Raw genomic sequence first — 23,853 nt, forward strand, 5'->3', positions numbered from 1 at the left:
AGCAGCGCGGCGGCCACCATCAACACCCCGATCGTGACCAGGATCGAGCGCGGTTCACCCTCGACCACCCCGTCGACCACCCGGCCGAGCAGGAGCACCGGGACCACTTGGAGCGCCGCCCCGGCCACCGTGGTGAGCACGGTGGCGACCGCCAGCCATGACACCTCGCGGCAGTGCGCCCCGACCCATCGGGTGGCCTCGCGTCCGGTCGCCGTGCGCAGGATCGCCGGGGCGACACGCGTGTCAGTGGTAGTCACACCTACTCGGCCGACTTGACGAGCTCGTCGATCGCGTACGGCATGGAGAGCAGGGTGCCCTGGGAGATGGCCGCGCCGACCGCCGGGCCCTCACTGTCCAGCAGGTACGACACCTTGCCGTTCTTGACCGCGTCCAGGTTGGCGAACAGCTTGAACTTCTTCAGCGCTTCCGTGTCCGCCTTGTCGTTGATGACGAAGATGCGGTCGACGTCGACCAGGTCGACGCGCTCGGGGGAGAGCTGGGTGTAGAAGCTGCCGTCCGCGATCTTGTCGATCTCGGTCTGGTACTTGAAGCCGATGCCCGTCGTCAGCCGTCCACGCACGTCGGTGGAGGTGAACGGCGCCACGGAGTCCTTGTACCAGGACAACACGACGGCCTTCTGGTCCGCGAACGCGGGGTGCTCCTTCTTGGCCGCGTCGAGCTTGCCCTGGATGTCCTCCACCATCTTCTCGCCCTCCTCGGCCTTGCCGAGTGCCTTGGCGATGTGGAGCGCGTTGTCCTGCCAGGGTGCGCTGAACGGCTCCTTCTCGGCCTTGGTGCGGCCCACCGTCGGGGCGATCTTGGAGAGCTTGTCGTAGGCGGCCTGGTCGATCTCGGAGTAGACCGCGACGATCAGGTCCGGCCGCAGGGCGGCGATCTTCTCGTAGTTGGGGCCGGAGTCGCCGTTCTTCATGACGACCTCGGGCTTGGTGTCGCCCCACTTGTCCTTCACCCAGGGCCACTGGGTGTTGATGTCGGGGGTCTTGCCCGCAGGGTTCGGGTACTGGTCGACCATGCCGACCGGCTTGATGCCGAACGCCAGGATGGTCTGGTCGTCCGTGTAGCCGACGGAGACGACCCGCTTGGGAGCCTCGCTGACCTTCGTGGATCCGAACGCGTGCTCCACGGTGACCGGGAACGCGCCGGCGGCGGCCGGGGCGTTGTCGCTCGACTTGTCCCCCTCGTCCGCCGAGTCGGAACCACATCCTGCGAGGAGGCCGACGCTGAGCGTCGCGGCGGACAACACTGCCGCCAACCGCCGCCAAGGCTTCATGAGCGCCGTTCTATGGAGGAGCATCCCAAATCCCTTGCTTTCGCACCGATCCGCCACCCCTGTCTAAGGGCAGGCAAACCTTACCCCGCAGAAGTGAGGTTAGCCTAGCCTAAGTTGGTCTTGTTCTTGTCGGGACCTAGTCGAGCTGGACGTGGGTGCGGCCGATCGGCACGATGAGCGGCCGGCGGCCCACCGGGTCGTCGATCACCTTGGCGCGCAGTCCGAACGCCTCGTGCAGCAACTCGGCGGTGATCACGTCACGCGGGTGCCCGTGCGCCAGGACCGACCCGTCCCGCATCACGATGAGGTTGTCGCTGTAGCGCGTGGCCAGATTGAGGTCGTGCAGCACCATGACCACGGCGCACCCCGACTCGTGCAGGTCGTCCACCAGGTCGAGTACGTCGATCGCATGCGCCAGGTCGAGGTAGGTGGTCGGCTCGTCAAGGAGCAGCAGGTCAGTCCCCTGAGCCAGGGTCATCGAGATCCAGACGCGCTGACGCTGTCCCCCGGACAGCGAGTCGACCGGACGGTCGGCCAGGTCGGACACCCCGGTCATGGCCAGGGCACGCTCCACGACGGCGGCGTCGTCCGACGACCACTGCCGCAGCCAACTCTGGTGCGGATGGCGGCCCCTGGCGACCAGGTCGGACACCGTCAGCCCCTCCGGCGCGACCGGCGCCTGCGGCAGCAGGCCGAGCTTCTTCGCCACATCCCTGGTCCTGAGCCTGGCGATGTCCTCGCCGTCCAGCACGACCGTCCCCTTGGCCGGCTTGAGCAGCCTCGACAGGGTCCGCAACAGGGTCGACTTCCCGCAGCCGTTGGGGCCGATGATCGTGGTGATCACCCCTGGTGGGATCGCCACGTCGAGATCGTCGATGACGGTCCGGGTGCCGTACCCGACCGTGACGCCCCTGGCTGCCAGCCGTGAGGCGTCATCGACCCCGGACTCGATCTCGGTGATGGACTGAGCGACCACAAGGCCCCCTCGTTTAGGTCTGCCTGACGTTTTATCAGCTATCTGCGGTTCGCCCGCACCAGCAGATAGACGAGGAAGGGGCCGCCGATCGCGGCGGTGACCACACCGACCGGGAGACTGATCGGCAGTGCCGTGCGCGCGACCAGGTCCGCGCCGATCAGCAGCAACGCTCCCACCATGCCGGAGGCCACCATCGGCGGCGTCGGGCACCTCGCCAACCGCATCGCCACCTGCGGCGCCACCAGCGCGACGAACGGGACCGGGCCGGCCGCGCTCACCGCCACACCGGCCAGCAGCACCGCGCACAACAGCATGACCGCCCGCACCATCGAGTACCGGACGCCCAGGCCCGCGGCGACCTCGTCGCCGAAGTGCATCGGTTTGAACTGGAACGCGACACACGACACGACGACCATGAGGACGAGCGTGCCCCAGAGCGCCACCCGGACCTCGTCCCACGAGCGTTCGTCCAGCGAGCCGACCAGCCACGCCTGAGCCTTGGCCACGTCCCTGATGTCGGCCGTGACCAGCAGCCAGGTCGTGATCGCCTCCATCACCGCGCTCACCGAGATGCCGATGAGGATGAGCCGGAAGCCGTCGATCCCGCGCCGCCACGCCAGGAAGTACACCAGCAGACCCGTGCCGAGACCGCCCGCGAGCGCCGCCGCCGACAGACCGACGGAGCTGACGATCGCCGCGGCGGTCCCGCCCGACACCGTCACCAGGAACACCGCGACCGCGCTGGCCCCGTGGGTGATCCCCAGAATGTCCGGGCTGGCCAGCGGATTGCGCGCGATGGACTGTGTGATCGCCCCGGAGACCCCCAGCGCGATCCCCACGATGAGCCCGGCCAGGGCACGCGGCATCCTCAGGTCCATGATCACGAACTGGTCGACCTGCTCACCCCGGCCGAGGATCGTGGCCATCACCTGGGGCAGGCCGATGGGGAAGTCCCCGACGCCGATGGACACGCAGAACACCAGGAAGGTCGCCGCCGCCAGCAGCAGCGTGACGAGGACGATCCAGGGCCGCCATACGAACGACACGTGGCCGAGCCGCACGCCCGGCGCCACCGATGGCTTCACATCTGCCTCGTTCGGCTTCACGCCTGTCCCGTTCGGCTTCACGTCTGTCCCGTTCATGCGTTCTTGAATTTTCCGCGCCACACCAGAGCCGCGAAGAACGGGGCGCCGAGGAGCGCGACAACGACACCCGCGTCCAACTCGCCCGGACGCACCACCAAGCGCCCCACGACGTCGCAGACCAGGAGGATGATGGCTCCGAGCAGACCCGCGTACGGCACCAGCCAGCGATAGTCCGGCCCGGTCAGATACCGGGCCACGTGGGCCACCATGAGCCCGAGAAACGCGATGGGGCCGCACGCCGCCGTCGCCGCGCCCGCCAGCAAGGTGATGGCGACGATGCCGATGGTCCGGCTCAACGCGATGTTCACACCCAGCCCCCGCGCCACGTCGTCACCCAGGTTGAGCAGGTTGATGGCGGGCAGCGTGGTCAGTGCCAGCACCAACCCGGCCACGATGAACGCGGTCACCGGCCAGATGACGTCGAACCCGACACCGGCCACCGAGCCCGCGTTCCAGAACCGCAGCGCGTTCAGCGACGCCTTGTCCGACAGCGCGACCGCCGTGGTCATCGCGGCGAGGAACACCGTGATGCCCTGCCCGGCCAGTGCGAGCGTCAACGGGTTGCCGGCCCCCCGGCCGATGCTCGCCAATCCGAACACGACGACACCGGCGACCGCCGCCCCCAGGAAGGCGAACCAGACGTACTGGAACGGGTTGGAGAAACCGAACAGGGCGACCACCGACACCACGGCGAACGAGGCGCCGGAGTTGACCCCCAGCAGGCCCGTGTCGGCGATCGGGTTGCGCGTGTACCCCTGGATCAGCGCCCCGCCGACTCCGAGGGCGATGCCCGCCACGATGGCGAGCACGGTCCGGGGCACCCGCACGGTCTGCACGATGAGCCTGATCTCGGTGAGCCGCTGGTCGGAGTCCGGTGCCGCGAACAACCCGTGCCACACCTCGGCGGGACTCAACGCGCGCGCACCGACGGCCAACGACACCGCCCCCGCGGTCACGAGGATCGCCACAAGCATGCCCAAACCCACAACCCGCCGCCGACGGGCCTCTGTTGTGCCCCTGGACGCGGGGCGCTCGACTGCAGTCGTGACCATGTCGACGTACGTTATCCCTTTGATCCACTGGGGACGGTCGTGCGGGGCAGCCGCCTGTCAGGCGTGCGGAAAGTACGAAAGGCGGGCACGCCGACGGAGCGGCGGACCGACAACTTAGGCGAGCCTAAGCTAAACCCCCGAAGCTGTCGATAGGGCGAGCGGGCAACCGGACGCGAGGACGGACTCGCCAACTGGGGCACTCTGTGCGCCCGTTGCAAACTAAGGTAAGCCTTGCTTTACTTGCCTCGGTCAATCCCTGCCCTGAGGAGGAACCCCATGCGGGTCGTCATGTTCGGTTACCAGACCTGGGGGCACCGCACCCTGCAAGCCCTCCTGGACTCCGAACACGACGTGGCACTGGTCGTGACGCACCCCAAGAGCGACCACGCGTACGAGAAGATCTGGAGCGACTCCGTCGCCGACCTCGCCGAAGAGCACGGCGTCCCGGTGCTGATCCGCAACCGCCCTGACGACGACGAGCTGTTCGAGCGCCTCAAGGAGGCCGACCCGGACATCATCGTGGCGAACAACTGGCGGACGTGGATCCCCCCGCGCATCTTCGACCTGCCGCGCCACGGCACACTGAACGTCCACGACTCGCTGCTGCCGAAGTACGCCGGCTTCTCCCCGCTGATCTGGGCCCTGATCAACGGGGAGCCCGAAGTGGGCGTCACCGCGCACATGATGAACGACGAACTCGACGCCGGCGACATCGTCCGGCAGGAGGCGGTCCCGGTCGGACCGACGGACACCGCCACCGACCTCTTCCACAAGACCGTCGACCTCATCGCCCCGGTCACGACCGGCGCGCTCGACCTCATCGCCGCCGGGCAGACGGAGTTCACCCAGCAGGACCGGTCCCAGGCGAGCTTCTTCCACAAGCGGTCCATCGAGGACAGCCGCATCGACTGGACCTGGCCGGCGGAGGACCTCGAACGCCTGGTCCGCGCCCAGTCCGAGCCGTACCCGAGCACCTACACCTTCCACAAGGGCAAGCGCCTCGAAGTCCTGGCGGCGGTCGTGTCCCAGGGCCGGTACGGCGGCACTCCCGGCCGCATCTTCTACCGCGAGGGCGACGGCGTGGTGATCGTCGCCGGAGCCGACGCCCGCACCGGCGGCAACCACGGCCTGGCCATCACGCGCGTACGGACCGAGGACGGCCGGGAGCTGGCCGCGACGGAGTACTTCTCCTCCATGGGCGGCTATCTGACCACCCACCCCTGACGCGCCGGCCCCACCACCGCGCTCGCCGCCGAACGCGCTCGCCGAGCATGTCGGCCCCGGTACGGTCCCGGGGGCCGACAGGACATCGCCGCCGTACGGACCACCGGTCCGTACGGCGGCGATCGTCTTCCTGCCCCGCTTCTGCGTGCGTCCGCGCGCCCGATGACCATCTACGTGACCAAGCAACGCATCCATGACCCATGTCAGGTGTATTGCAACGTCAACCAGCTGCCCCTACGCTCACGCGGTCTTTCTCATGAACTCCGTTCACATGGATGATTGGAGAGCTCGATGAGTGCAAGACCTCGCTCAGCCGCCCTGCTGGTGGCGGTGGCCACCTTCACGGCGGTCGTCCTCCCCACCGCCTCGGCCCTTCCGGCGCCGAGGGTCCCGAAGACCACCGTCCTCGACGGCGTGCGGCTCCAGCAGACGAAGCTCCGGCTCGACCGCGGCGATCACCAACTGCGGCGTACGCTCAAGCAGTTGACGACACGCGCCGACACCTGGCTCGACAAGGGCCCCTGGACAGTCGTCGACAAGCCGCGGCCCGCGCCCGGCGGTGACGTCCACGACTACCTCAGCCAGGCCCCGTACTGGTGGCCCTCGCAGCCCAGGACCACCGACAACCCCTGGGGCTGCCCGTATGTCCAGCGCGACGGCGAGCGTAATCCGGAGGTCGACACCGGAACCGACCGTCAAGACGTGGAGAAGGTCTTCGACTCCACGTACGACCTCTCGCTCGCCTGGTACTACACCGGCGAGCGGAAATACGCGGAGAAGGCCGCATCGGTGCTGCGCACCTGGTTCCTCGACCCGGCCACCCGGATGAACCCCAACCTGAACCACGCCCAGTTCATCCCCTGCAAGTACGCCGGCCGGGCGATCGGCATCATCGACTTCTCGCAGTCCTTCACCAGCGTCCTCGACGCGATCGCGATCCTCGACACGGGGGCCCCGGGCTGGACCGGTCAGGACCGCTCCGCGATGCGCGCGTGGAACGTCGACTTCCGCGACTGGCTGGTGAACAGCGCCTTCGGTAAGGAGGAAGGCGCCGCGAAGAACAACCACGGCACCTTCTACGACATGCAACTCGCCGCCCTCGCCCACGCGACCGGTGACAAGGCGCTGACGCGCCGGATCGTCCTCGACGCCCGTGCGGGGCGCATCGACCCGCAGATCGCCGCGGACGGCAGCCAGCCGCAGGAGCTCACCCGGACACGGAGCTGGCACTACTCGACGTTCGCCCTGGTCGCGTACACACGCCTGGCCGCCGTCGGACGGCACGTGGGAGTGAACCTGTGGTCCTACGAGGGGCCCGACGGGCAGAGCCTGTTCAAGGCAGTCGACTACCTGCTGCCTGCCGCCTCCGGAGCCGCGCCGTGGCCGCATCCGGACCTGGAGTTCCGCCGGTACGCGGCCACCGACGTGGTGCACGCGGCGGCGGACGCCGGCCATCCCGAAGCGCGGGCGGCGGCGGCCCGATTGGAGCCGCCGCCCGGCGGTGACCTGTGGGAACTGAGGCCCGCGGCGGAGCAGTTGGACTCGATCGCGGGGTGAGCGACCGCGTCGGTGACAGGTGAATGGGTACGTCGGTCGCGCGGCGGTGCTCTCCGGGCGTCACCGGGCGCCCGACGTACCGGAAGACGGTCCTGCGAAAAACACAAAACGATCAAGAGGCCACCTCGAATCAACTCGAAAGGGCCTCCGACCTGCTGCTTTCGCAAGTCGGGACGACAGGATTTGAACCTGCGACCCCTTGACCCCCAGTCAAGTGCGCTACCAAGCTGCGCCACGTCCCGATGTGCCCCACCACGGAGTTCCGTAGAAGAACACGCAGGTAGACCCTACCGTACAGCCGCCGGTCAGGGAGCGTGAGGGTGCCTCAGGAGGAGCCCTGCCCGGCGAGCTCGATGTGGACGTCGACGACGCCTTCGACGGCACGCGTGAGCCTGGCGAGAGTCGGCACGAGCGAGCGGTCGCGCACGTCGCCGCTCAGGGTGACCACGCCGTCGTCCACGGAGGCACGCAGCCTCGCCGGGGTCAGCTGTGCCAGAACGGTGTTGCGTACCTCCTGCGCTATGTCCTCGTCCGTCCGCAGAAACACCTTCAGCAGGTCGCTGCGGCTGACGATGCCCTGCAGGATCCCGTGGACGTCCGTCACGGGCAGCCGTTTGATGCCTCGCTGTGCCATGATCCGGGCGGCCTGGGCAACCGTGGCGTCCGCGCGCACCGTGATGGCCGGACTGGTCATCAGCTCGCCCGCGGTGACGGCACCGGCCTTGGCCAGATCGGCCAGCCGTCGTGTCCGGGCGACGAACGGGTCTCCCGTGGACGACGGCCGCGCCTGGAGGAGAACGGGTTCGGTGTCCCGGAACTCCTCCTTGGCCAGCAGGTCCGCCTCCGACACCACGCCGACCACACGCCCCTCACCCTCCAGCACGGGCAGGGCGCTGACCCGCCACTGATCGATCAGCCCGACGATCTCCTTGAAGGACGCGTCACGGCCGACAGAGACGACCGTCTGCGTCATTACGTCACTCACCGTGCTCGGGGATTCACTGACTTCAGGCATAACGGGCCTCCTCAGGCCATGGTGCCGCCGGTGCTCGCGCCAGTGCCAGTGCTGGCGGCGGTATCGGCGGCCGTCCGGTCCTGGCACGCACCGAGCGATGGGGCCGAAGGTCCCTTTCCCTTGGGTCCTTGGGGCAGCTTCCGTCGCTGAGGGCTGTTACCGGAGGAAACATCGGTCTCCGACTTGCTATACAGGTGACGGCCGCCGGCTCACTCCGCGGCCACTCCCCCTGTTCCATCCCGTCCTGGGAGGCCTCATGCTGTCCGCAGAATCCGCAGAAGTGATCCGGGCGACCCTGCCCGCCGTGGGCGGGGCGCTCGACGAGATCACCACGCGTTTCTACGGAGCGATGTTCCGTGACCGGCCCGAGCTGCTCGACGGGATGTTCAACCGTGGCAACCAGGCCAGCGGAGCCCAGCGCCGCGCCCTGGCCGGCTCCATCGCCGGGTTCGCGAGCGCGCTGCTCGCCGACCCCGACACCCGACCGGACGTGATGCTGGCCCGGATCGCCCACAAGCACACCGCGGTGGGTGTCACAGACGACCAGTACACGATCGTGCACAAGTACCTGTTCGCCGCGATCGCCGAGGTACTGGGCGACGCGGTCACCCCGGAGGTGGCCGCCGCCTGGGACGAGGTGTACTGGCTGATGGCCGGCGCCCTCATCGCCCAGGAGGCCCGCCTGTACCAGGAAGCGGGTGTGCTGCCGGGTGAGACCCGGCGGCAGTGGACGGTCGTCGAGCGCCGCGAGGAGACGGCGGACGTGGTGTCCTTCCTGCTGCGCCCGGCGGACGGCGAACCGGCACCCGCCGCCCGTGCCGGTCAGTACGTGAGCGTGCGGCTGCGCATGCCCGACGGGGTGCACCAGTTGCGCCAGTACAGCCTGTCCTCCGACCCGGGCGGCGAGCTGCGCCGCATCACCGTCAAGCGGGTGGCGGGCGAGTCCGGCGCACCGGACGGCGAGGTGTCCAACCTGCTGCACGGGCAGATACGTGCCGGGGACGAGCTCACCCTTTCCGCGCCCTTCGGCGACGTGGCGCTCGACGACGCCGACACCCCGCTGGTGCTGGTCTCCGCCGGCATCGGCTGCACCCCCATGGCCGGCATGCTCGGCCATCTCGCCGCCACCGGCTCCACCCGCCCGGTCCTGGTCCTGCACGCCGACAGCTCACCCGCCGAGCACGCGCTGCGCACCGAGGTGCGCGCACTCGTGGACGGCCTGCCCGAGGCGACGGCGGCCTTCTGGTACGAACGCCCCGGCCCGGAGGAGCCCGACGCGCGCACCGGCCTGATGGACCTGGCCGGAGTCGACATCCCGAGGAACGCCACCGTGTACCTGTGCGGCCCGCTGCCTTTCATGCGCGCCGTTCGCGGCCAGTTGCTGCAGGCCCAGGTTCCCGCCCGGAGCATCCGCTACGAGGTCTTCGGCCCCGACCTGTGGCTGCCCGACGCGACCTGACCGGCTTCCCCGGGCATCATGACGGACAAAAGGCTGCACCCTCGGTCGTACCGCCCGTTACTCAGTGGTGTTCATGGGTACTGCTGCACATCCCGGAAGCGAAGAAGCAGTCGATGCCCCAGGGGGTGCAGCCGCCATGACGTCCGCCGGGAGCGCAGCGCAATGAACGACTGGATCTGGCCTTACGAGGGCTACGACCCCGCGCAGGAGCGGCTCAGGGAGTCACTGTGCACCTTGGGCAACGGCTACTTCGCCACGCGCGGGGCGGCGTCGGAGTGCGCCGCGGACGACGTGCACTATCCCGGAACGTACGTGTCCGGCTGCTACAACCGCCTGACGTCGGACGTCTCCGGCCGGCTGGTCGACAACGAGGACCTGGTCAACGTCCCGAACTGGCTGCCGCTGCGCTACCGCTCCACCGACGACGGGCGCGCGGGAGAGTGGCTGACGCCGGACAGCGATGCGTGCGTCGCGCACCGGCAGTCCCTCGACCTGCGGTCCGGTGTCCTGGAACGGGAGACGCGGTACGAGGAGGGGGACGGCCGGGTCCTGCGCGTGTGGCAGTCGCGGCTCGTGCACATGGCCGACCCTCATCTGGCCGCGCTGCGTGCGGAGTTCACCACCGAGGGCGGGCCGTGCGAGCTGGAGGTGGAGACCGCGCTGGACGGGGCCGTCACCAACGACGGCGTCGCGCGCTATCGCGAGCTGGCGAGCGACCACCTCGTGCGGGTACGGACCGGGGAAGCGGAGCCGGACACCGTGTGGCTGCGCTGCCGCACGTCCGACTCCCATGTCGGCATCGGCATGGCGGCCCGCACGAGCACCGACGCCGGGGCGGTGCGGCTCCCGCGACGGGACGAGCCCGGTCGTGAGACGGGAAAGGCCGCCCAGCGCTTCCGGCTCTCCCTGGCCCCCGGCCGTCCCGCCGTCGTGGACAAGATCGTCGCCGTGCACACCTCGCGCGACCGGGCGATCAGCGAGCCGCTGCGGGCCTCCGTGGAGCGGGTGGAACACGCGGGCACCTGGGACGAGCTGCTCGCCTCGCACCGCGTCGCCTGGGAGCAGCTGTGGCGCAGGGCCGAGCTGACGGTGCCGAACGAGGCCGGACGGATTCTGCGGCTGCATCTGTTCCATGTGCTGCAGACCCTCTCTCCGCAGACCGCCGACCTGGACGTCGGTGTGCCCGCCCGTGGCCTGCACGGCGAGGCGTACCGCGGCCATGTCTTCTGGGACGAGCTGTTCGTGCTGCCGTACCTGAACCTGCACTTTCCCGAGGTGTCGAGGGCCCTGCTCACCTACCGCCATCGGCGCCTGGACCAGGCCCGCCGTGCCGCGCGCCGGGCGGGGCGGGCCGGGGCGATGTATCCGTGGCAGAGCGGCAGCGACGGCCGCGAGGAGACCCAGCAGATGCATCTCAACCCGCACTCGGGCCGCTGGCTGCCCGACCACTCCTGTCTCCAGCACCACGTCAACTCGGCGATCGCGTACAACGTGTGGCAGTACTGCGAGGCAAGCGGTGATGCCGAGTTCCTGCACACCAAGGGCGCCGAGATGCTCCTGCAGATCTCCCGTTTCTGGGCCGACGCCGCGACGTACGACGACCATGTGGGCCGCTACCGCATCCGTGGTGTCATGGGCCCCGACGAGTACCACGACGCCTACCCGGACGCGGATCGTCCCGGCCTGGACGACAACGCCTACACCAACGTCACCGCCGCGTGGGTTCTGGCCCACACCGTCGACGTGATCCGCGCGCTGCCCGAACCGCGCCTGCGCGAACTGGCCGAACGTACCGGGCTGGACCACGGCGAGCTGGCGCGGTGGGACGACATCTCGCGCCGGCTCCACGTGCCGTTCCACGCCGGGGTGATCAGCCAGTTCGACGGCTATGGGCAGCTGACCGAGCTGGACTGGGACGACTACCGGGCCCGCTACGACGACATCCGCAGGCTCGACCGGATCCTCGAGGCCGAGGGCGACACCGTCAACCGCTATCAGGCCTCCAAGCAGGCCGACGTCCTCATGCTCGGCTACCTCTTCTCCCCCGCCGAACTACGTGGCCTCTTCGGGAGGCTGGGCCACCAGCTGGACGAGGAGACCTGGCGGCGCACGGTCGACTACTACCTGGACCGCACCAGCCACGGCTCCACGCTCAGCGGCCTGGTGCACGCCTGGGTGCTGGCCCGCGCCCGGCGCACCGAAGCCTGGACCTTCGCTCAGGAAGCCCTCAAGGGGGACATCGCCGATCTCCAGGGAGGCACCACGGGCGAGGGCATCCACCTGGGCGCCATGGCGGGCACGCTCGACCTCGTGCAGCGCGGTCTCCCCGGCCTGGAAACCCGCTCAGGCGCCCTCTGGCTCGACCCGGTCCCGCTTCCCGAGCTCTCCGAGTCCAGCTTCGCCATCCGCTATCAGGGGCACTGGGGCATCCGGCTGACGATGCGGTCCGGCACTCTGCACATCGACGTGCCCGCCTCCGACCGCGATCCCATCGACATCCAGCTCCGGGACCGTACGGTCTCGGTGGCCCCCGGCGAGTCGTGCGACCTGCGCCTGCCTCAGTGAGCCGGCCCCGGCAGTGAGCCGGCCCCGGCCCGCGCGCCGGAGTCCGGGCTACCGCTCCCCCACCGGCACATGCCACACGACGGTGGTGCCGTCGCCCTGGGAGCTGGTCAGCTTGAGGTCGCCGCCCAGTTGCCGGGCCCGCTCCGCCATGTTGAGCAGGCCGCTGCGACGGCCGTCCGGCGGGATGCCCACGCCGTTGTCGGAGACCGTCAGCCGCACCTCGTGCCCGTCGGTCTCCAGCACGACCCGCGCCTGATCGGCGCGGGCGTGCCGGGCGACATTGGTCAGTGCCTCCGAGAGCACCGCCAGCACATGGTCGGCGACCTCCCTCGACACATGGGTGTCCAGCAGGCCCTCCATCCGCAGGCTGGGCGGGAAGCCCAGCACCGGCGCCGCCTCGCCGACGGCGCGCATCGCCCGCGCGCGCAGCCCCTGTCCCGCCACGGAGTCGCGCGAGCGCAGTCCGAAGATCGTCGAACGGATGATCTTGATGGTCTCGTCGAGGTCGTCGACGGCACGCAGCACCCGCTCGGAGGCCTCGGGGTGCTCGATGAAGCGTCCCGCGCTCTGCAGTGTCATGCCGGTCGCGAAGAGCCGCTGGATCGCGAGGTCGTGCAGGTCCCGGGCGATACGGTCGCGGTCCTCCAGCACCGCCATCTGCTCGGCGTCGTCGCGCCGTTCCGCCAGCTCCATGGCCACGGCGGCCTGCGCGGCGAAGCCCTTGAGTGGCTCGGTCTCCTTCGCCGAGAACACCGTTTGTCCCGCCTCACGGACCAGCAGCACCACTCCCCGCACCCGGTCACCGGCGCCGATGGGTACGGCGACGGCGGGGCCGAGTCCCCCGAAGCGCGGCGTGCCTCCCGTGGCCCTCCCCCGGTCTTCGGCCGGGAGGACACCCGTCTGTGGCCGCTCGTCCCGGGACATGTCGGCGCTGGTCACCGGGGCCACGGTGGAGAACGCGGTGCCGAGCAGGCTGCCCTCCACCGGCAGCACCAGCCCCCGGTACGACTCCGCGTCCTGCCCGATGGCCAGTTCGATCACCAGGCTCCCGGTGTCCTCCATCGGCACCGCGACCACGGCGAGCACCGCGCCCGTGCTCTCCATGGCCCGCTCGGCGATCAGCCGGAGTACCTCGCTGCCGGAACCTCCCGAGAGCAGACTGTGGGTCACCTCGGCGCCGGCCCGCAGCCAGAGCTCGCGCCGCTGGGACTCCTCGTACAGCCGGGCGTTGTCGATGGCCACGCCGGCGGCGACGGCGAGCGTCGACAGCACGGACTCGTCCTCGTCGTCGAACTGCGCCCCGCCCCGCTTCTCGGTCAGATACAGGTTGCCGAAGACCTGGTCCCGCACCCGGATCGGGACGCCCAGGAAGGAGTTCATCGGCGGATGGTGGGCGGGGAAGCCGTACGAGGACGGGTGCTCGGAGAGCTTGGTCAGCCGCAGCGGCTCGGGGTGGCGGATCAGTTCCCCGAGGATGCCATGCCCCTCCGGGTAGTGCCCGATCTCGGCGATCTGTTCCTCGCTGACTCCGACCGTCAGGAAGTCCGAGAGCCGCTTTCCGTCGGGTCCGATCACGCCGAGGGCGGCGTACTGGGCCTCGACCAGCACCGCGGCGGCCTCGACGATGCTCCGCAGCACCTGCCTCAGGTCCAGCTCACGTCCGACCGACAGCACCGCCTCCAGCAGGCTGTGCACGCGGTCCCGGGTGCCGCGGGCCGCGTCCAGACGGGCCTGCAGCTCCTCCAGCAACTCGTCCAGCCGCAGCTGCGGCAGGCGCACACGGGCTCCCTCGGAGCTCTCCACCGCTGCTTCCTCCACGTCCGCCGCGTCGAAAGGGGTGACCGGCCGATCCGGCCCCTTGCCACGGTACCGGCCACGCGGTCGTGGAACGGGATCACCGGGGCGGGCCCTCTCGGCGGCCTGCCGGCGGCGGCCCGTTCGGCATTTGCCGGTCCTGGGCCTGGGTCGCGATCACGGCGGCCTGGACGCGCCGCTCGACGCCGAGCTTGGCCAGCAGCCGGGAGATGTGGTTCTTGACGGTCTTCTCGGCGAGGTAGAGCCGCTGACCGATCTGCCGGTTCGTCAGCCCCTCACCGATCAGCGCGAGGATCTCCCTCTCCCGGTCGGTCAGGCCCGGCAGCGCGTCCGGCTCCTCCTCCTGCTCCTGTTCCCCGCGCAACCGGGCCATCAGCTTGGCGGTCGCACTGGCGTCCAGCAGCGACTGGCCCGCCGCCACGGTGCGTACCGCCGACACCAGGTCCGAGCCCTGGATCTGCTTCAGCACATATCCGGACGCGCCGGCCATGATCGAGTCGAGCAGCGCCTCCTCGTCGTCGAAGGAGGTCAGCATCAGACAGGCCAGGTCGGGCACCCGCGAGCGAAGCTCCCGACAGACCATCACTCCGTCGCCGTCCGGCAGCCGGACGTCCAGCACGGCCACATGCGGACGCAGGGCGGGGACCCGCGCGAGGGCCTGCTCGGCGGTGGCCGCCTCGCCGACCACGGTGATGTCCGGCTCGTCGTTCAGCAGGTCGTGCACGCCTCGCCGTACCACCTCGTGGTCGTCCAGCAGGAAGACCCGGATCAGGGTACTGGGGCCGGGCTGCTCGCCGTCCGTCATTGACCGCTCCCGTCCTTTCCTTCGTCCGCAGCGCCGCTGTCCGCCCTGTCAGCGAGCCCTGCTCTCCTTCCAGGGATCCTTCTCGCTTCCGGTCCGAAAGGCCAGGGCCGACCGGCCCTGTTCAACCGACCCTGTTCAACCGGCCCACGTCCAGTCGGCGACCTCGGGCAGATCCGTGCCGTGCTCGCGGATCCAGTCGTGGTGGCGCTGTCGTGCGTCCTCCATCGACTGGCGGACGGGCGCGGCGCGCACGGCCAGGCCGGGCACGCGGTCGATGACGTCCATGACGAGGCGGTAGCGGTCCAGGTCGTTGCGGACCACCATGTCGAAGGGCGTCGTGGTGGTGCCGATCTCCTTGTAGCCCCGCACATGCAGCTGCGGGTGGCCGGCGCGGCGGTAGGCGAGGCGGTGGATCAGCCACGGGTAGCCGTGGTAGGCGAAGATCACCGGCTTGTCCGTGGTGAACAGGCCGTCGTACTCGAAGTCGCTCATCCCGTGCGGGTGTTCCTCATGGGGCAGCAGCCGCGCGAGGTCGACGACATTGACCACGCGCACGGTCAGGTCGGGAAGGTGGCGGCGCAGCAACTGTGCGGCGGCCAGCACCTCCTGGGTGGGGACGTCGCCCGCCGCGGCGAGCACCACGTCGGGTTCGCGGGTGCCGTCCTCGGTGCCGGCCCAGTCCCAGATCCCGGCGCCGCGCGCGCAGTGGACCCGCGCCTGCTCCATGCTCAGCCAGTCGAAACAGGGCTGCTTGCCGGCCACGATGACGTTGACGTAGTCACGGCTGCGCAGCGCGTGGTCGGCCACCGAGAGCAACGTGTTGGCGTCCGGCGGCAGATAGACGCGTACGACCTCGGGGCTCTTGTTGAGGACGTGGTCGACGAAGCCGGGGTCCTGGTGGGAGAAGCCGTTGTGGTCCTGCCGCCAGACGTGCGAGGTCAGCAGGTAGTTGAGGGACGCGATGGGGGCGCGCCAGGGCAGCCGACGCGTCACGCGCAGCCACTTGATGTGCTGGTTGACCATCGAGTCGACGATGTGGGCGAACGCCTCGTAGCAGGAGAACAGGCCGCTGCGGCCGGTCAGGAGATAGCCCTCCAGCCAGCCCTGGCAGGTGTGTTCGGAGAGGATCTCCATCACCCGGCCGTGCCGGTCCAGGTGCTCGTCGACCGTGAGGGTCCCGGCCTGCCAGGCCTTGCCGCTGGCGGAGTAGACGGCCTGCAGCCGGTTGGAGGCGGTCTCGTCCGGGCCGACGACGCGGAAGTCGCGGCGCCCGGCGGTGTCGTGCATGACATGCTCCAGCAGGTCGCCGAGGACCCGGGTGGGCTCGTGCGTCGTCACACCCGGCTTGTCCACGGTGACGGCGTACCGCTCCAGCGGCGGCAGAGGCAGCTCGCGCAGCAGCAGACCGCCGTTGGCGTGCGGAGTCGCGCCGAGCCTGCGCGCGCCCTCCGGTACGCAGTCCAGGACCAGGGGACGCGGGCTGCCGTGCTCGTCGAACAGCTCCCGCGGACGGTACGAGCGCAGCCAGTCCTCCAACTGCCGCAGGTGCTGGGGGTTGTCCCGCACTGCGGACAGCGGCACCTGGTGGGACCGCCAGGTGCCCTCCACGGGCAGGCCGTCGACCTCGGCGGGGCCGGTCCAGCCCTTGGGCGTGCGCAACACGATCAGGGGCCAGCGGGCGCGCTCCGCGACGCCCTCCTCCCGTGCGGTGCGCTGGATGAGGGCGATGCGATCCAGCGCTGTGTCCATGGCGCGGGCCATCGCACGGTGGACGGCGTCGGGGTCGTCGCCGGCGACGTGGATCGGCATGTGGCCGTAGCCCCGCAGCAGTTCGTCGAGTTCGGGCTCGGGCAGCCGGGCCAGCACCGCCGGGTTGGCGATCTTGTAGCCGTTGAGGTGCAGGATCGGCAGGACGGCGCCGTCATGCACCGGGTCGAGGAACTTGTTGGAGTGCCACGACGCGGCGAGCGGTCCCGTCTCCGCCTCGCCGTCGCCGATCACGCAGGCGACCAGCAGGTCCGGGTTGTCCAGGGCGGCACCGTAGGCGTGGGAGAGGGAGTAACCGAGCTCGCCGCCCTCGTGGATGGAGCCGGGGGTCTCGGGTGCGACGTGGCTGGGCACTCCGCCGGGGAAGGAGAACTGCTTGAAGAGCCGCTCCATGCCTGCCGCGTCCCGGGTGATGTCCGGGTACGTCTGTGTGTACGTGCCCTCCAGCCAGGAGTTGGCGAGCACGGCGGGCCCGCCGTGACCCGGCCCCCAGACGCACAGGGCATCCTGGCCGCGTGCCTTGATGACACGGTTGAGGTGGGTGTGCACCAGGTTCAGTCCCGGGGACGTGCCCCAGTGGCCGAGCAGCCGCGGTTTGACGTGCTCCGGGCGCAGCGGCTCGGCGAGCAGGGGGTTCGCCATCAGGTAGATCTGGCCGACGGCCAGGTAGTTCGCGGCACGCCAGTGGGCGTCCAGCGCCCGCACCTCCTCGTCCGTGATCTCGCGGGGCGCCTGCTGTGTGTCGGCGGACATGGTGGGGTCCCTTCCGGGCCGGGGTCGTATGTCGGTCCGTGCCGTATCTCTCCCACCCTCCGCTCGCCCGAGCGGTGCCCGACAGGGCCGATCGGGCCATGCGGGAGGGCTGTCCGGGTACCCGCGGGCGCGGTCCAGTACCCGCGTACGGCACCAGGGGGCCGATCGGCCACGGCAGAGGGCCGAACGGCCCTGGGCAGCCGTCGCCGCGGGGCCGCGCACACCGTACGAGCACGGGCCCTCCGCCGCGGGCTTACCGTGGGCTGCCGCTGCCGTAGGGGGCGTACAGGTCCAGCAGCCGGGTGCGGGCGGCCTGCAGCCGCTGGCCGAGGACCATGCCGACCCACTGCCCGATGGCCGCGCCCAGCGCGGGATCGGCCGCGCACATCCTGCGGACGTCCCGCGCGTCGAACTCGTAGGCGCGCACGGGCGTCATGGCCTCCGCGCCCAACTGCCAGGTGTAGGGGGCGAACAGCCATGACCAGCCGAGGAGTTCGCCGTGCCCGAGCGAGTCGATGGCCGGGGAGCGGCGCCCCGGCACATGCATGTCCAGGGACACGGTGCCGGTGCGGATGATCCAGAAGCGGTCGGCGCGCTGCCCTTCCTGGAAGATGCGTGCTCCCTCGGGGAACGACACCTCACGACCGACGCTCATGAGTGCGTCGCGCTGCTCGGTGGACAGCGCCCTCATCATGGTGTTTGTGGCGGTCATGGCGACGACCTGCCTCTCTTGCGTCGCGAGCGAACAGGCGGGGGCGTGGCCCACTCGGCGGCCCGCTCCGTCGGACCAGTCCGACGAACCGGTCCGGCGAACCGCTGAGGGGCTCGCCCCTCTCCTATGAGCCTGTCGCACGGCGGGGCGGAGCGCTGTGGGCCGAACGTCCCCGGTCGGGGCCGGACCGGCCCTCCGCACCGGCCCTGCTCCGCACCGGCACCGCACCGGCCCTGCTGCTGACCTGCCCTGCTCCGCGCGGCGGAACGTGCCATGGTGGGACGAGGGCTCCCTCCCGTTCGCGTGCGAGAGGCGGTGCGGATCATGGAGCTTCCCCTGGTGGTGGGGGCAGACGGATCTGAGTCCAGCCTCCAGGCTGTCGACTGGGCCGTGGACGAGGCGGCCCGCCACGGGCTTCCCCTGCGGCTGGTCCATGCCTCGCTGTGGGAGCGGTACGAGGGTGCCGGCCTCGCCGATGAACCCGGCGGGCCTCCGGAGCGGGGGCGGGCCGAGGAGGTCGTCCACGGGGCGGCGGAACGCGTCCGGCGGCGCGACCCGCATGTCAAGTGCTCCACCGATGTGTGGCCCGATGACGCCGAGACCGCGCTGTTGCGCGAGTCACGCAACGCGACCGCCCTGGTCGTCGGGCATCGCGGCCGGGGCCAGGTGGCGGAGATGCTGCTCGGCTCGGTCGGTCTCGCCATGGCGACCCGCGCCGACTGCCCGGTGATCGTGGTGCGCGGCACCGCCGAGAGCCGCGCGGGCGAACACGGTCGCATCGTGCTCGGGGTGGGCGAGGCCACGAGCGAGGAGACACGGGGGTCCGCCGGGCCGAAGGCCGAGGCAGGGACGGCATCCGTCCGTTTCGCCTTCCGCGAGGCCGGGGCGCGCCGGAGCGTCCTGGTGGCGGTGCGTTCCTGGCGGCGCCCGGCGCACAGGACGATGGATCATCCACTTCTGACCGGCGAGCCCGCCCACCAGCACGAGGACCACGCCGCCGAGCTGCTCGACGAGGCGCTACGCGTCCTCGAGCGTGAGCACCCCGGCATCGAGGTGCACCGCACGCTCGTCGAGGGCCCGGCACGCAAGGTCCTCCTGGACCTCGCGACCGACGCCGATCTGCTGGTGGTCGGATCCCGGCGGCAACCCGGCCACGTCGGCGACCAGCTCGGCCGGGTGCCCCACACCCTGCTGCACCACGCCGACTGCCCGGTGGCGGTCGTACCGGAGTGGGGCTGAACTGCACTCGAGAACGAAAACCAGCGAACTCGCGCGCGAGCACGCCACGCCGGACCCCGAGCTGCCTCGCGCCACAGCGATGGAGGTGCACTCATGCAGCAGCCAGTCGTCGCCGGAGTCGACGGATCACCCGAAAGCCTGGCCGCCGCCGAGTGGGCGGCGCGCGAAGCGGTGCGCCGCGGACTGCCGCTGTGTCTGGTGCACGCGACGAACTGGAACCCGACCCCAGAGCCCTCCGCCCCGGCGGCGAGCACGGTACGCCGCCTCCCTGAGGGCCGGGACATCCTCCGCCAGGCCGAGGACCGCATCGCCCGTACGTGCCCCGGGGCGCGCCTCGTGGACGAGCAGCTCGAGGGCCCCGCCACCGCGGCCCTCGTGCGGGCCGCGGAGGAGAGCGCACTCATGGTGCTCGGCTCCCGCGGGCTGAGCGGCTTCACCGGGTTTCTCGTCGGCTCGGTGGCACAGGGAGTCGTGGCGCGCGCGGCCCGGCCGGTGGTTCTCGTGCGGGCGGGCGAGGAGGCGGCGGACGAGCATGTGCCGGACGTGGACGGCCAGGCGTCGGCCGATACGCCTTACCGAGATGTCGTCCTCGGCATCGACCTCAGCGACGCAGGCGACGAGGTGATCGAGTTCGCCTTCGATGCCGCCCGGGTGCGGAAGGCGGGGTTGCACGTCGTGCACGCCTGGAGCGCCCCGTCCCCCCTCACGCTGGGACCCGGCGAGATCGGACTCGTGGAGGGCCCGGCGCGCGGGGAGGAGTGGCGCGGCTTCCTGTCCGCGGTGCTGGAGACCTGGCGGGAGAAATTCCCCGACGTCGAGGTCACCGAGACCCTCGTCGAGGGCAGGGCCGGCACCCACCTGGTGCACGCGTCCACCGGCGCCGGTCTGCTCGTGCTCGGCCGCCGCGCCCACGAGGGCCCGCTCGGTCCACGCACCGGCCCGGTCGCCCACACGGTGATCCGCCACGCGAGCTGCCCCGTGGCGATCGTGCCGCACGACTGAGGTCCACCGGCACGGACGTGTCCCGGATTCAGTGGGATCACGAGCCATGAGCCCACTGCCACCACGCGGTTTCCGGGGCGGTGTGCAAGATGAAGCGCTCGTCGCCGATGGCGAAGTCGCGGATGCGGTCGGGGGCCCCGATGAGATGGAAGCGCGCATCAGGGATCCTGGGGAACAACGTGTGCAGTTCGTCGGCCAACGCCCCGTCGGCGCAGCGGAGTTCCCGCAGGTCGAGGAAGAACTGGCGGTAGCCGTCCTGGGCATGGCCGTGCAGCCACTGCCGCAGTTGCCGTTGCGTGGTGGCGCCCAGCGTGCCGCCGGCCGCCATCCACAGTCGGGAGGGCGCCTCAGCGAGCAGGCGCATCCGTATGGTCGGGATTTCCAAGGGTGTTGTGCTCCATGGGCGCTTCCCATGTGGTGAGCGCCGTATGCCCGGTGATGGCCGCCGCTCTTCGTACCCCTGTCTCCGCCACCCCAGTAGTGCGCGCTCCGCGACTGCGCGAAGCCTCCCCCGGCCCCACACACGTGTGACGGCGGACGCACAGGTTCGTACCGGCTCTCCAGGCTCGATCCGTTTTGGTGTCGTCGTAGGCCCTCGTCACTGCTAGCCTCCGTCGTAGGAACCGGTTGCCATGGGTGTTGCCGCAGTTCCCAAAGGACTGAGTGATCCCCGGGAAGGCCGCGAAACGCTCCCCCCGGGGCGGAGGAAAGGGGGCGGCGATGACGAGGAAGAGCAACGGCGACGCCGGGGGCCGCAGCACGATCCGGGATGTGGCGGCCCGGGCGGGGGTGTCGGCCTCGACGGTGTCGCGTGTGCTCGGCGGCGAGTACCCGGTGAGCACGGCGACGCGTACGCGCGTGATGCGCGCGGTCCGCGAGCTGGACTATGTCGCCGACGCTCGCGCCAAGGCGATCGCGGGTGTGGGGACACCGACTCTCGCCTTCGTCCTGGACGACATCACCGGCCCGTCGTTCGCGCACATGGCGCACGGCGTGGAGCGCGAGGCGACCCGGCTCGGTCATCTGTGCCTGGTGTGCAGCACGGACGGCGACACGGACCACGAGCTGGAGTTCATCGAGACGATGCGCGCCCAGCGAGCCGCCGCGGTGATCCTGGTCGGCGGCGCCGCGGACACCGCCGAGTACCGCGCGCGCATGTCCCGTATCGCCGACTCCCTGGCGTCGGCCGGCTCACGGCTCGTGCTGTGCGGGCGGCCGCCACTGGATCCCGGCACCCCCGTGACGGTCATCGAGTACGACAACGAAAGCGGGGCGTACGCACTGTGCGCCCACCTCCTCGCGCAGGGACACCGGCGCGTCCTCTTCCTCGGGGGCAAGCCGGAGAACACCACGGCTCAGGGTCGCGAACGGGGCTACCTGGCCGCCCACCGCGCGCACGGCGTCGACCCGGACCCGAAGCTGCGCCTGTCCGCCGACTTCACCCGCGACGCGGGCCACCGTCTGATGCGCCAGGCCCTCTCCCAGGGCCTGGAGTTCACAGCGGTGATGGCCTCCACGGACATGGTCGCGGCCGGCGCGCTGACCGCGCTCCACGAGGCGGGCCTGAGCGTGCCGGACGACGTGTCCCTGGCCGGCTACGACGACATTCCCTTCGCCCGCGATCTGTACCCGGCCCTGACGACGGTGCACGTGCCGTACGAGGAACTCGGCCGCCTCGCCGTCCGTACGGCCCTCAGCAGAACCCCGGACACCCCCGACGAACACCTGTTGCTGGGCACGCACGTGGTGGTGCGCGGCTCGGTGGCGGCGGTGGGTGAGGCGGCGGGCCGATGACGCGCTCGGCGGGGTCGCCGTCGTCACGGCCGACCGGCGCCACCGGAGCGACGGAATCGCCGTACGGCTGACAGGGGTGCCGTACGACGCGTGGACGGGCCGGGACGAAGGGGCGGCGCGGGTCTGGGTTCCGCGGGCGTGAGGGGATTCACGGACTCGGCGTCCCACAGGGCGAGTTCGCGGTCGCGCGGCCCGCGCTCCACCGGCGGCCCGTCCGCGCCGAAGACGCGCACCGGGTGCGAGGCGTCCCATGCGGGCCAGCCCGGGTCGCCGTCCACGGCGAACCGCACCCATGCCGCGTGCATCGCGTCGGCCAGTTCCCGTGGGGCGCCCTCACCCGCGAGGCGGGCCGATTCCGGGACGTCACCGGTGTCGAAGACAAAGCCGAGTTCCAGGGCGTGGCAGGCGCCGAGGCCGGGCACGTTCGAGGGCCAGGCGAACTCGTACAGGTAGGACGAGGCGGCGCGGGCGTCGGCCAGCCGGTGCAGCGGGATGCGCAGCAGGTGGTCGGTAACCATCTGGCCGACGATCTCCGCGGTGGCGACGTCCGGGCTCAGGGCCCGGTAGCCGCGCGGGATCTCGGGGCCGCAGTGGCAGCGGGCCATGGCGCCGGCCACGGCGACGGGGCCGAGCCGGTTGATCCGCTCCAGGAGGCCGCCCGGCACGAGCCACAACCGGTACTCCTCGCTGGTCCAGCCCAGGAGCAGGTCGGCATCGGGCGCGGCGCCGCCCTCGGTCAGGGCCTCCAGGGGGTCGCGCGGGACCAGGTCGCCGTCGACGACGATGCCGAAGGCGGGGCCGCCGAGGACCGGACTGCTGAGCTTGCTCACCTCGGCCTGCGTGCGCAGCAGCAGGTCACGGTCGACGGCGGCGAACGCCTCCGCCGTCGCGGGGATCTTCAGGCGGGCCGCCATACGGCGCACCATGCGCCGTACCTTGTCGCGGTCGGCGGCCTCGGGCGGCCCGCTCTGCAGCACGGCCCGGTGGATCAGGCCGGCGGTCCGCGGGGCGGCCAGCAGCGCGCCGATGCTGATCGCCCCGGCCGACTGGCCGAAGACGGTCACCCGGTCGGGGTCGCCGCCGAAGGCCGTGATCGAGTCCCGCACCCACTCCAGCGCGGCGAACTGGTCGCGCAGCCCCGGGTTGGCGGGTGCGTCCGGGAAGAGGCCGTACCCCTCCACGCCCAGCCGGTAGTTGACCGAGACCATGACGACGCCGTCGCGTGCGAAGGCCCGTCCGTCGTAGACGGGAACGGCCGACGAACCACGGGTGAGCGCGCCCCCGTGGATCCACACCATCACCGGAAGCCGGGCCCCTGGGCCCGGCTCCGGCGTCCACACATTGAGGTTGAGGCAGTCGTCGCCCGGCACGACCGGGTCGGACAGGATCCGGGCGAACGCCTCCGAGTACGGCGGCTTCGGCGAGGTCGGCCCGAACGCGGCCGCGTCGCGCACGCCCTCCCAGGGCTCGGGCGGCACGGGCGGCCGGAACCGGCGGGGGCCGAAGGGCGGGGCGGCGTACGGGATGCCGCGGAAGACGGCGATCCCGTCCTCGTACCGGCCGCGTACGGCGCCGTAGGGAGTGCCGACCACCGGCCCCGCCTGGTCCGCCTGGTCCGCCATGCGGCATCAGCTCCTCACTGCCCCGCGAACCGTTCGCATCAGGTCATCGAATCGCCTCCA

Annotated in this window: 18 protein-coding genes, 1 tRNA gene and 1 pseudogene; 7 read left to right on the forward strand and 13 right to left on the reverse strand. The window is 70.9% G+C overall.

Annotated elements, in window-relative coordinates:
* The 5 genes and pseudogenes from FGD71_RS14525 to FGD71_RS14545 all read right to left on the reverse strand — a co-directional run.
* Positions 1–257: pseudogene (locus tag FGD71_RS14525) on the reverse strand (ABC transporter ATP-binding protein); the annotation flags it as partial.
* Between the two features lie 2 nt (positions 258–259).
* A complete protein-coding gene (locus tag FGD71_RS14530; protein WP_119100863.1) occupies positions 260–1,315 on the reverse strand; it encodes an ABC transporter substrate-binding protein in 1,056 nt (351 codons plus the stop codon).
* 112 nt (positions 1,316–1,427) lie between these two features.
* Entirely contained in the window at positions 1,428–2,267 is an 840-nt protein-coding gene (locus tag FGD71_RS14535) for an ABC transporter ATP-binding protein (protein WP_119100864.1), read from the reverse strand.
* Positions 2,268–2,305: 38 nt separating this feature from the next.
* Entirely contained in the window at positions 2,306–3,409 is a 1,104-nt protein-coding gene (locus FGD71_RS14540) for a FecCD family ABC transporter permease (RefSeq protein WP_119100865.1), read from the reverse strand.
* Positions 3,406–4,464, reverse strand: coding sequence for a FecCD family ABC transporter permease (locus FGD71_RS14545; protein WP_119100866.1), 1,059 nt, complete (start codon positions 4,462–4,464; stop codon positions 3,406–3,408). Before FGD71_RS14545 ends, FGD71_RS14540 begins: the two co-directional genes overlap by 4 nt.
* Before the next feature lie 276 nt (positions 4,465–4,740).
* Between FGD71_RS14545 and FGD71_RS14550 the strand changes: the two genes are divergently transcribed.
* The gene (locus FGD71_RS14550; RefSeq protein ID WP_119100867.1) at positions 4,741–5,688 is read left to right on the forward strand and encodes a methionyl-tRNA formyltransferase; all 948 of its coding nucleotides are present in this window, start codon (positions 4,741–4,743) and stop codon (positions 5,686–5,688) included.
* Positions 5,689–5,979: 291 nt separating this feature from the next.
* Complete coding sequence (locus FGD71_RS14555; RefSeq protein WP_119100868.1) at positions 5,980–7,245, forward strand: alginate lyase family protein; 1,266 nt, start codon at positions 5,980–5,982, stop codon at positions 7,243–7,245.
* Positions 7,246–7,413: 168 nt separating this feature from the next.
* Here the strand turns inward: FGD71_RS14555 and FGD71_RS14560 are convergent.
* Both FGD71_RS14560 and FGD71_RS14565 read right to left on the reverse strand, forming a co-directional pair.
* Positions 7,414–7,487, reverse strand: a tRNA-Pro gene (locus tag FGD71_RS14560).
* An 83-nt stretch (positions 7,488–7,570) separates the two neighbouring features.
* The gene (locus FGD71_RS14565; RefSeq protein ID WP_119100869.1) at positions 7,571–8,260 is read right to left on the reverse strand and encodes a CBS domain-containing protein; all 690 of its coding nucleotides are present in this window, start codon (positions 8,258–8,260) and stop codon (positions 7,571–7,573) included.
* A gap of 256 nt (positions 8,261–8,516) precedes the next feature.
* Here FGD71_RS14565 and FGD71_RS14570 point away from each other — a divergent pair, with 256 nt between their 5' ends.
* Together FGD71_RS14570 and FGD71_RS14575 are read left to right on the forward strand one after the other, a co-directional pair.
* Positions 8,517–9,719, forward strand: a complete 1,203-nt coding sequence (locus FGD71_RS14570; protein ID WP_119100870.1) for a globin domain-containing protein — start codon at positions 8,517–8,519, stop codon at positions 9,717–9,719.
* Between the two features lie 162 nt (positions 9,720–9,881).
* A complete protein-coding gene (locus tag FGD71_RS14575) occupies positions 9,882–12,284 on the forward strand; it encodes a glycoside hydrolase family 65 protein (RefSeq protein ID WP_119100871.1) in 2,403 nt (800 codons plus the stop codon).
* A 48-nt stretch (positions 12,285–12,332) separates the two neighbouring features.
* On the opposite strand, the gene FGD71_RS14580 is transcribed toward FGD71_RS14575, so the two are convergent.
* The 4 genes from FGD71_RS14580 to FGD71_RS14595 all read right to left on the reverse strand — a co-directional run bounded on the left by FGD71_RS14580 (position 12,333) and on the right by FGD71_RS14595 (position 18,136).
* A complete protein-coding gene (locus tag FGD71_RS14580; RefSeq protein ID WP_119100872.1) occupies positions 12,333–14,087 on the reverse strand; it encodes a sensor histidine kinase in 1,755 nt (584 codons plus the stop codon).
* Between the two features lie 91 nt (positions 14,088–14,178).
* Positions 14,179–14,904, reverse strand: coding sequence for a response regulator (locus tag FGD71_RS14585; RefSeq protein WP_119100873.1), 726 nt, complete (start codon positions 14,902–14,904; stop codon positions 14,179–14,181).
* Positions 14,905–15,039: 135 nt separating this feature from the next.
* Entirely contained in the window at positions 15,040–17,424 is a 2,385-nt protein-coding gene (locus FGD71_RS14590; RefSeq protein WP_119100874.1) for a phosphoketolase family protein, read from the reverse strand.
* Positions 17,425–17,677: 253 nt separating this feature from the next.
* Positions 17,678–18,136, reverse strand: coding sequence for a Crp/Fnr family transcriptional regulator (locus FGD71_RS14595; protein ID WP_119100960.1), 459 nt, complete (start codon positions 18,134–18,136; stop codon positions 17,678–17,680).
* 324 nt (positions 18,137–18,460) lie between these two features.
* On the opposite strand from FGD71_RS14595, the gene FGD71_RS14600 reads away from it, so the two are divergent.
* Positions 18,461–19,375, forward strand: coding sequence for a universal stress protein (locus FGD71_RS14600; protein ID WP_181359204.1), 915 nt, complete (start codon positions 18,461–18,463; stop codon positions 19,373–19,375).
* A 93-nt stretch (positions 19,376–19,468) separates the two neighbouring features.
* On the forward strand, positions 19,469–20,377 hold the full coding sequence (locus tag FGD71_RS14605) for a universal stress protein (RefSeq protein WP_119100876.1): 909 nt from the start codon (positions 19,469–19,471) through the stop codon (positions 20,375–20,377).
* Between the two features lie 37 nt (positions 20,378–20,414).
* Here FGD71_RS14605 and FGD71_RS14610 read toward each other — a convergent pair whose 3' ends face one another.
* Positions 20,415–20,762, reverse strand: a complete 348-nt coding sequence (locus tag FGD71_RS14610) for an STAS domain-containing protein (RefSeq protein ID WP_140935892.1) — start codon at positions 20,760–20,762, stop codon at positions 20,415–20,417.
* A gap of 335 nt (positions 20,763–21,097) precedes the next feature.
* Between FGD71_RS14610 and FGD71_RS14615 the strand changes: the two genes are divergently transcribed.
* Positions 21,098–22,171: a LacI family DNA-binding transcriptional regulator gene (locus FGD71_RS14615; protein ID WP_119100878.1), complete on the forward strand. Its 1,074-nt coding sequence runs from the start codon at positions 21,098–21,100 to the stop codon at positions 22,169–22,171.
* Positions 22,172–22,194: 23 nt separating this feature from the next.
* Here the strand turns inward: FGD71_RS14615 and FGD71_RS14620 are convergent, their stop codons facing one another.
* Positions 22,195–23,793, reverse strand: a complete 1,599-nt coding sequence (locus FGD71_RS14620) for a carboxylesterase/lipase family protein (protein WP_119100879.1) — start codon at positions 23,791–23,793, stop codon at positions 22,195–22,197.
* Positions 23,794–23,853 lie beyond the last annotated feature (60 nt).

This window comes from Streptomyces sporangiiformans (assembly GCF_005768555.2).
In the GTDB taxonomy this organism is placed as follows: Bacteria; Actinomycetota; Actinomycetes; order Streptomycetales; family Streptomycetaceae; genus Streptomyces; species Streptomyces sporangiiformans.

Coding starts and splice junctions, on each gene's coding strand:
- FGD71_RS14530 (WP_119100863.1), bottom strand. CDS start 1,315: ATGCTCCTCCATAGAACGGCGCTCATGAAGCCTTGGCGGCGGTTGGCG.
- FGD71_RS14540 (WP_119100865.1), bottom strand. CDS start 3,409: ATGAACGGGACAGACGTGAAGCCGAACGGGACAGGCGTGAAGCCGAAC.
- FGD71_RS14545 (WP_119100866.1), bottom strand. CDS start 4,464: ATGGTCACGACTGCAGTCGAGCGCCCCGCGTCCAGGGGCACAACAGAG.
- FGD71_RS14550 (WP_119100867.1), top strand. CDS start 4,741: ATGCGGGTCGTCATGTTCGGTTACCAGACCTGGGGGCACCGCACCCTG.
- FGD71_RS14555 (WP_119100868.1), top strand. CDS start 5,980: ATGAGTGCAAGACCTCGCTCAGCCGCCCTGCTGGTGGCGGTGGCCACC.
- FGD71_RS14565 (WP_119100869.1), bottom strand. CDS start 8,260: ATGCCTGAAGTCAGTGAATCCCCGAGCACGGTGAGTGACGTAATGACG.
- FGD71_RS14570 (WP_119100870.1), top strand. CDS start 8,517: ATGCTGTCCGCAGAATCCGCAGAAGTGATCCGGGCGACCCTGCCCGCC.
- FGD71_RS14575 (WP_119100871.1), top strand. CDS start 9,882: ATGAACGACTGGATCTGGCCTTACGAGGGCTACGACCCCGCGCAGGAG.
- FGD71_RS14585 (WP_119100873.1), bottom strand. CDS start 14,904: ATGACGGACGGCGAGCAGCCCGGCCCCAGTACCCTGATCCGGGTCTTC.
- FGD71_RS14590 (WP_119100874.1), bottom strand. CDS start 17,424: ATGTCCGCCGACACACAGCAGGCGCCCCGCGAGATCACGGACGAGGAG.
- FGD71_RS14595 (WP_119100960.1), bottom strand. CDS start 18,136: ATGACCGCCACAAACACCATGATGAGGGCGCTGTCCACCGAGCAGCGC.
- FGD71_RS14600 (WP_181359204.1), top strand. CDS start 18,461: ATGGAGCTTCCCCTGGTGGTGGGGGCAGACGGATCTGAGTCCAGCCTC.
- FGD71_RS14605 (WP_119100876.1), top strand. CDS start 19,469: ATGCAGCAGCCAGTCGTCGCCGGAGTCGACGGATCACCCGAAAGCCTG.
- FGD71_RS14615 (WP_119100878.1), top strand. CDS start 21,098: ATGACGAGGAAGAGCAACGGCGACGCCGGGGGCCGCAGCACGATCCGG.
- FGD71_RS14620 (WP_119100879.1), bottom strand. CDS start 23,793: ATGGCGGACCAGGCGGACCAGGCGGGGCCGGTGGTCGGCACTCCCTAC.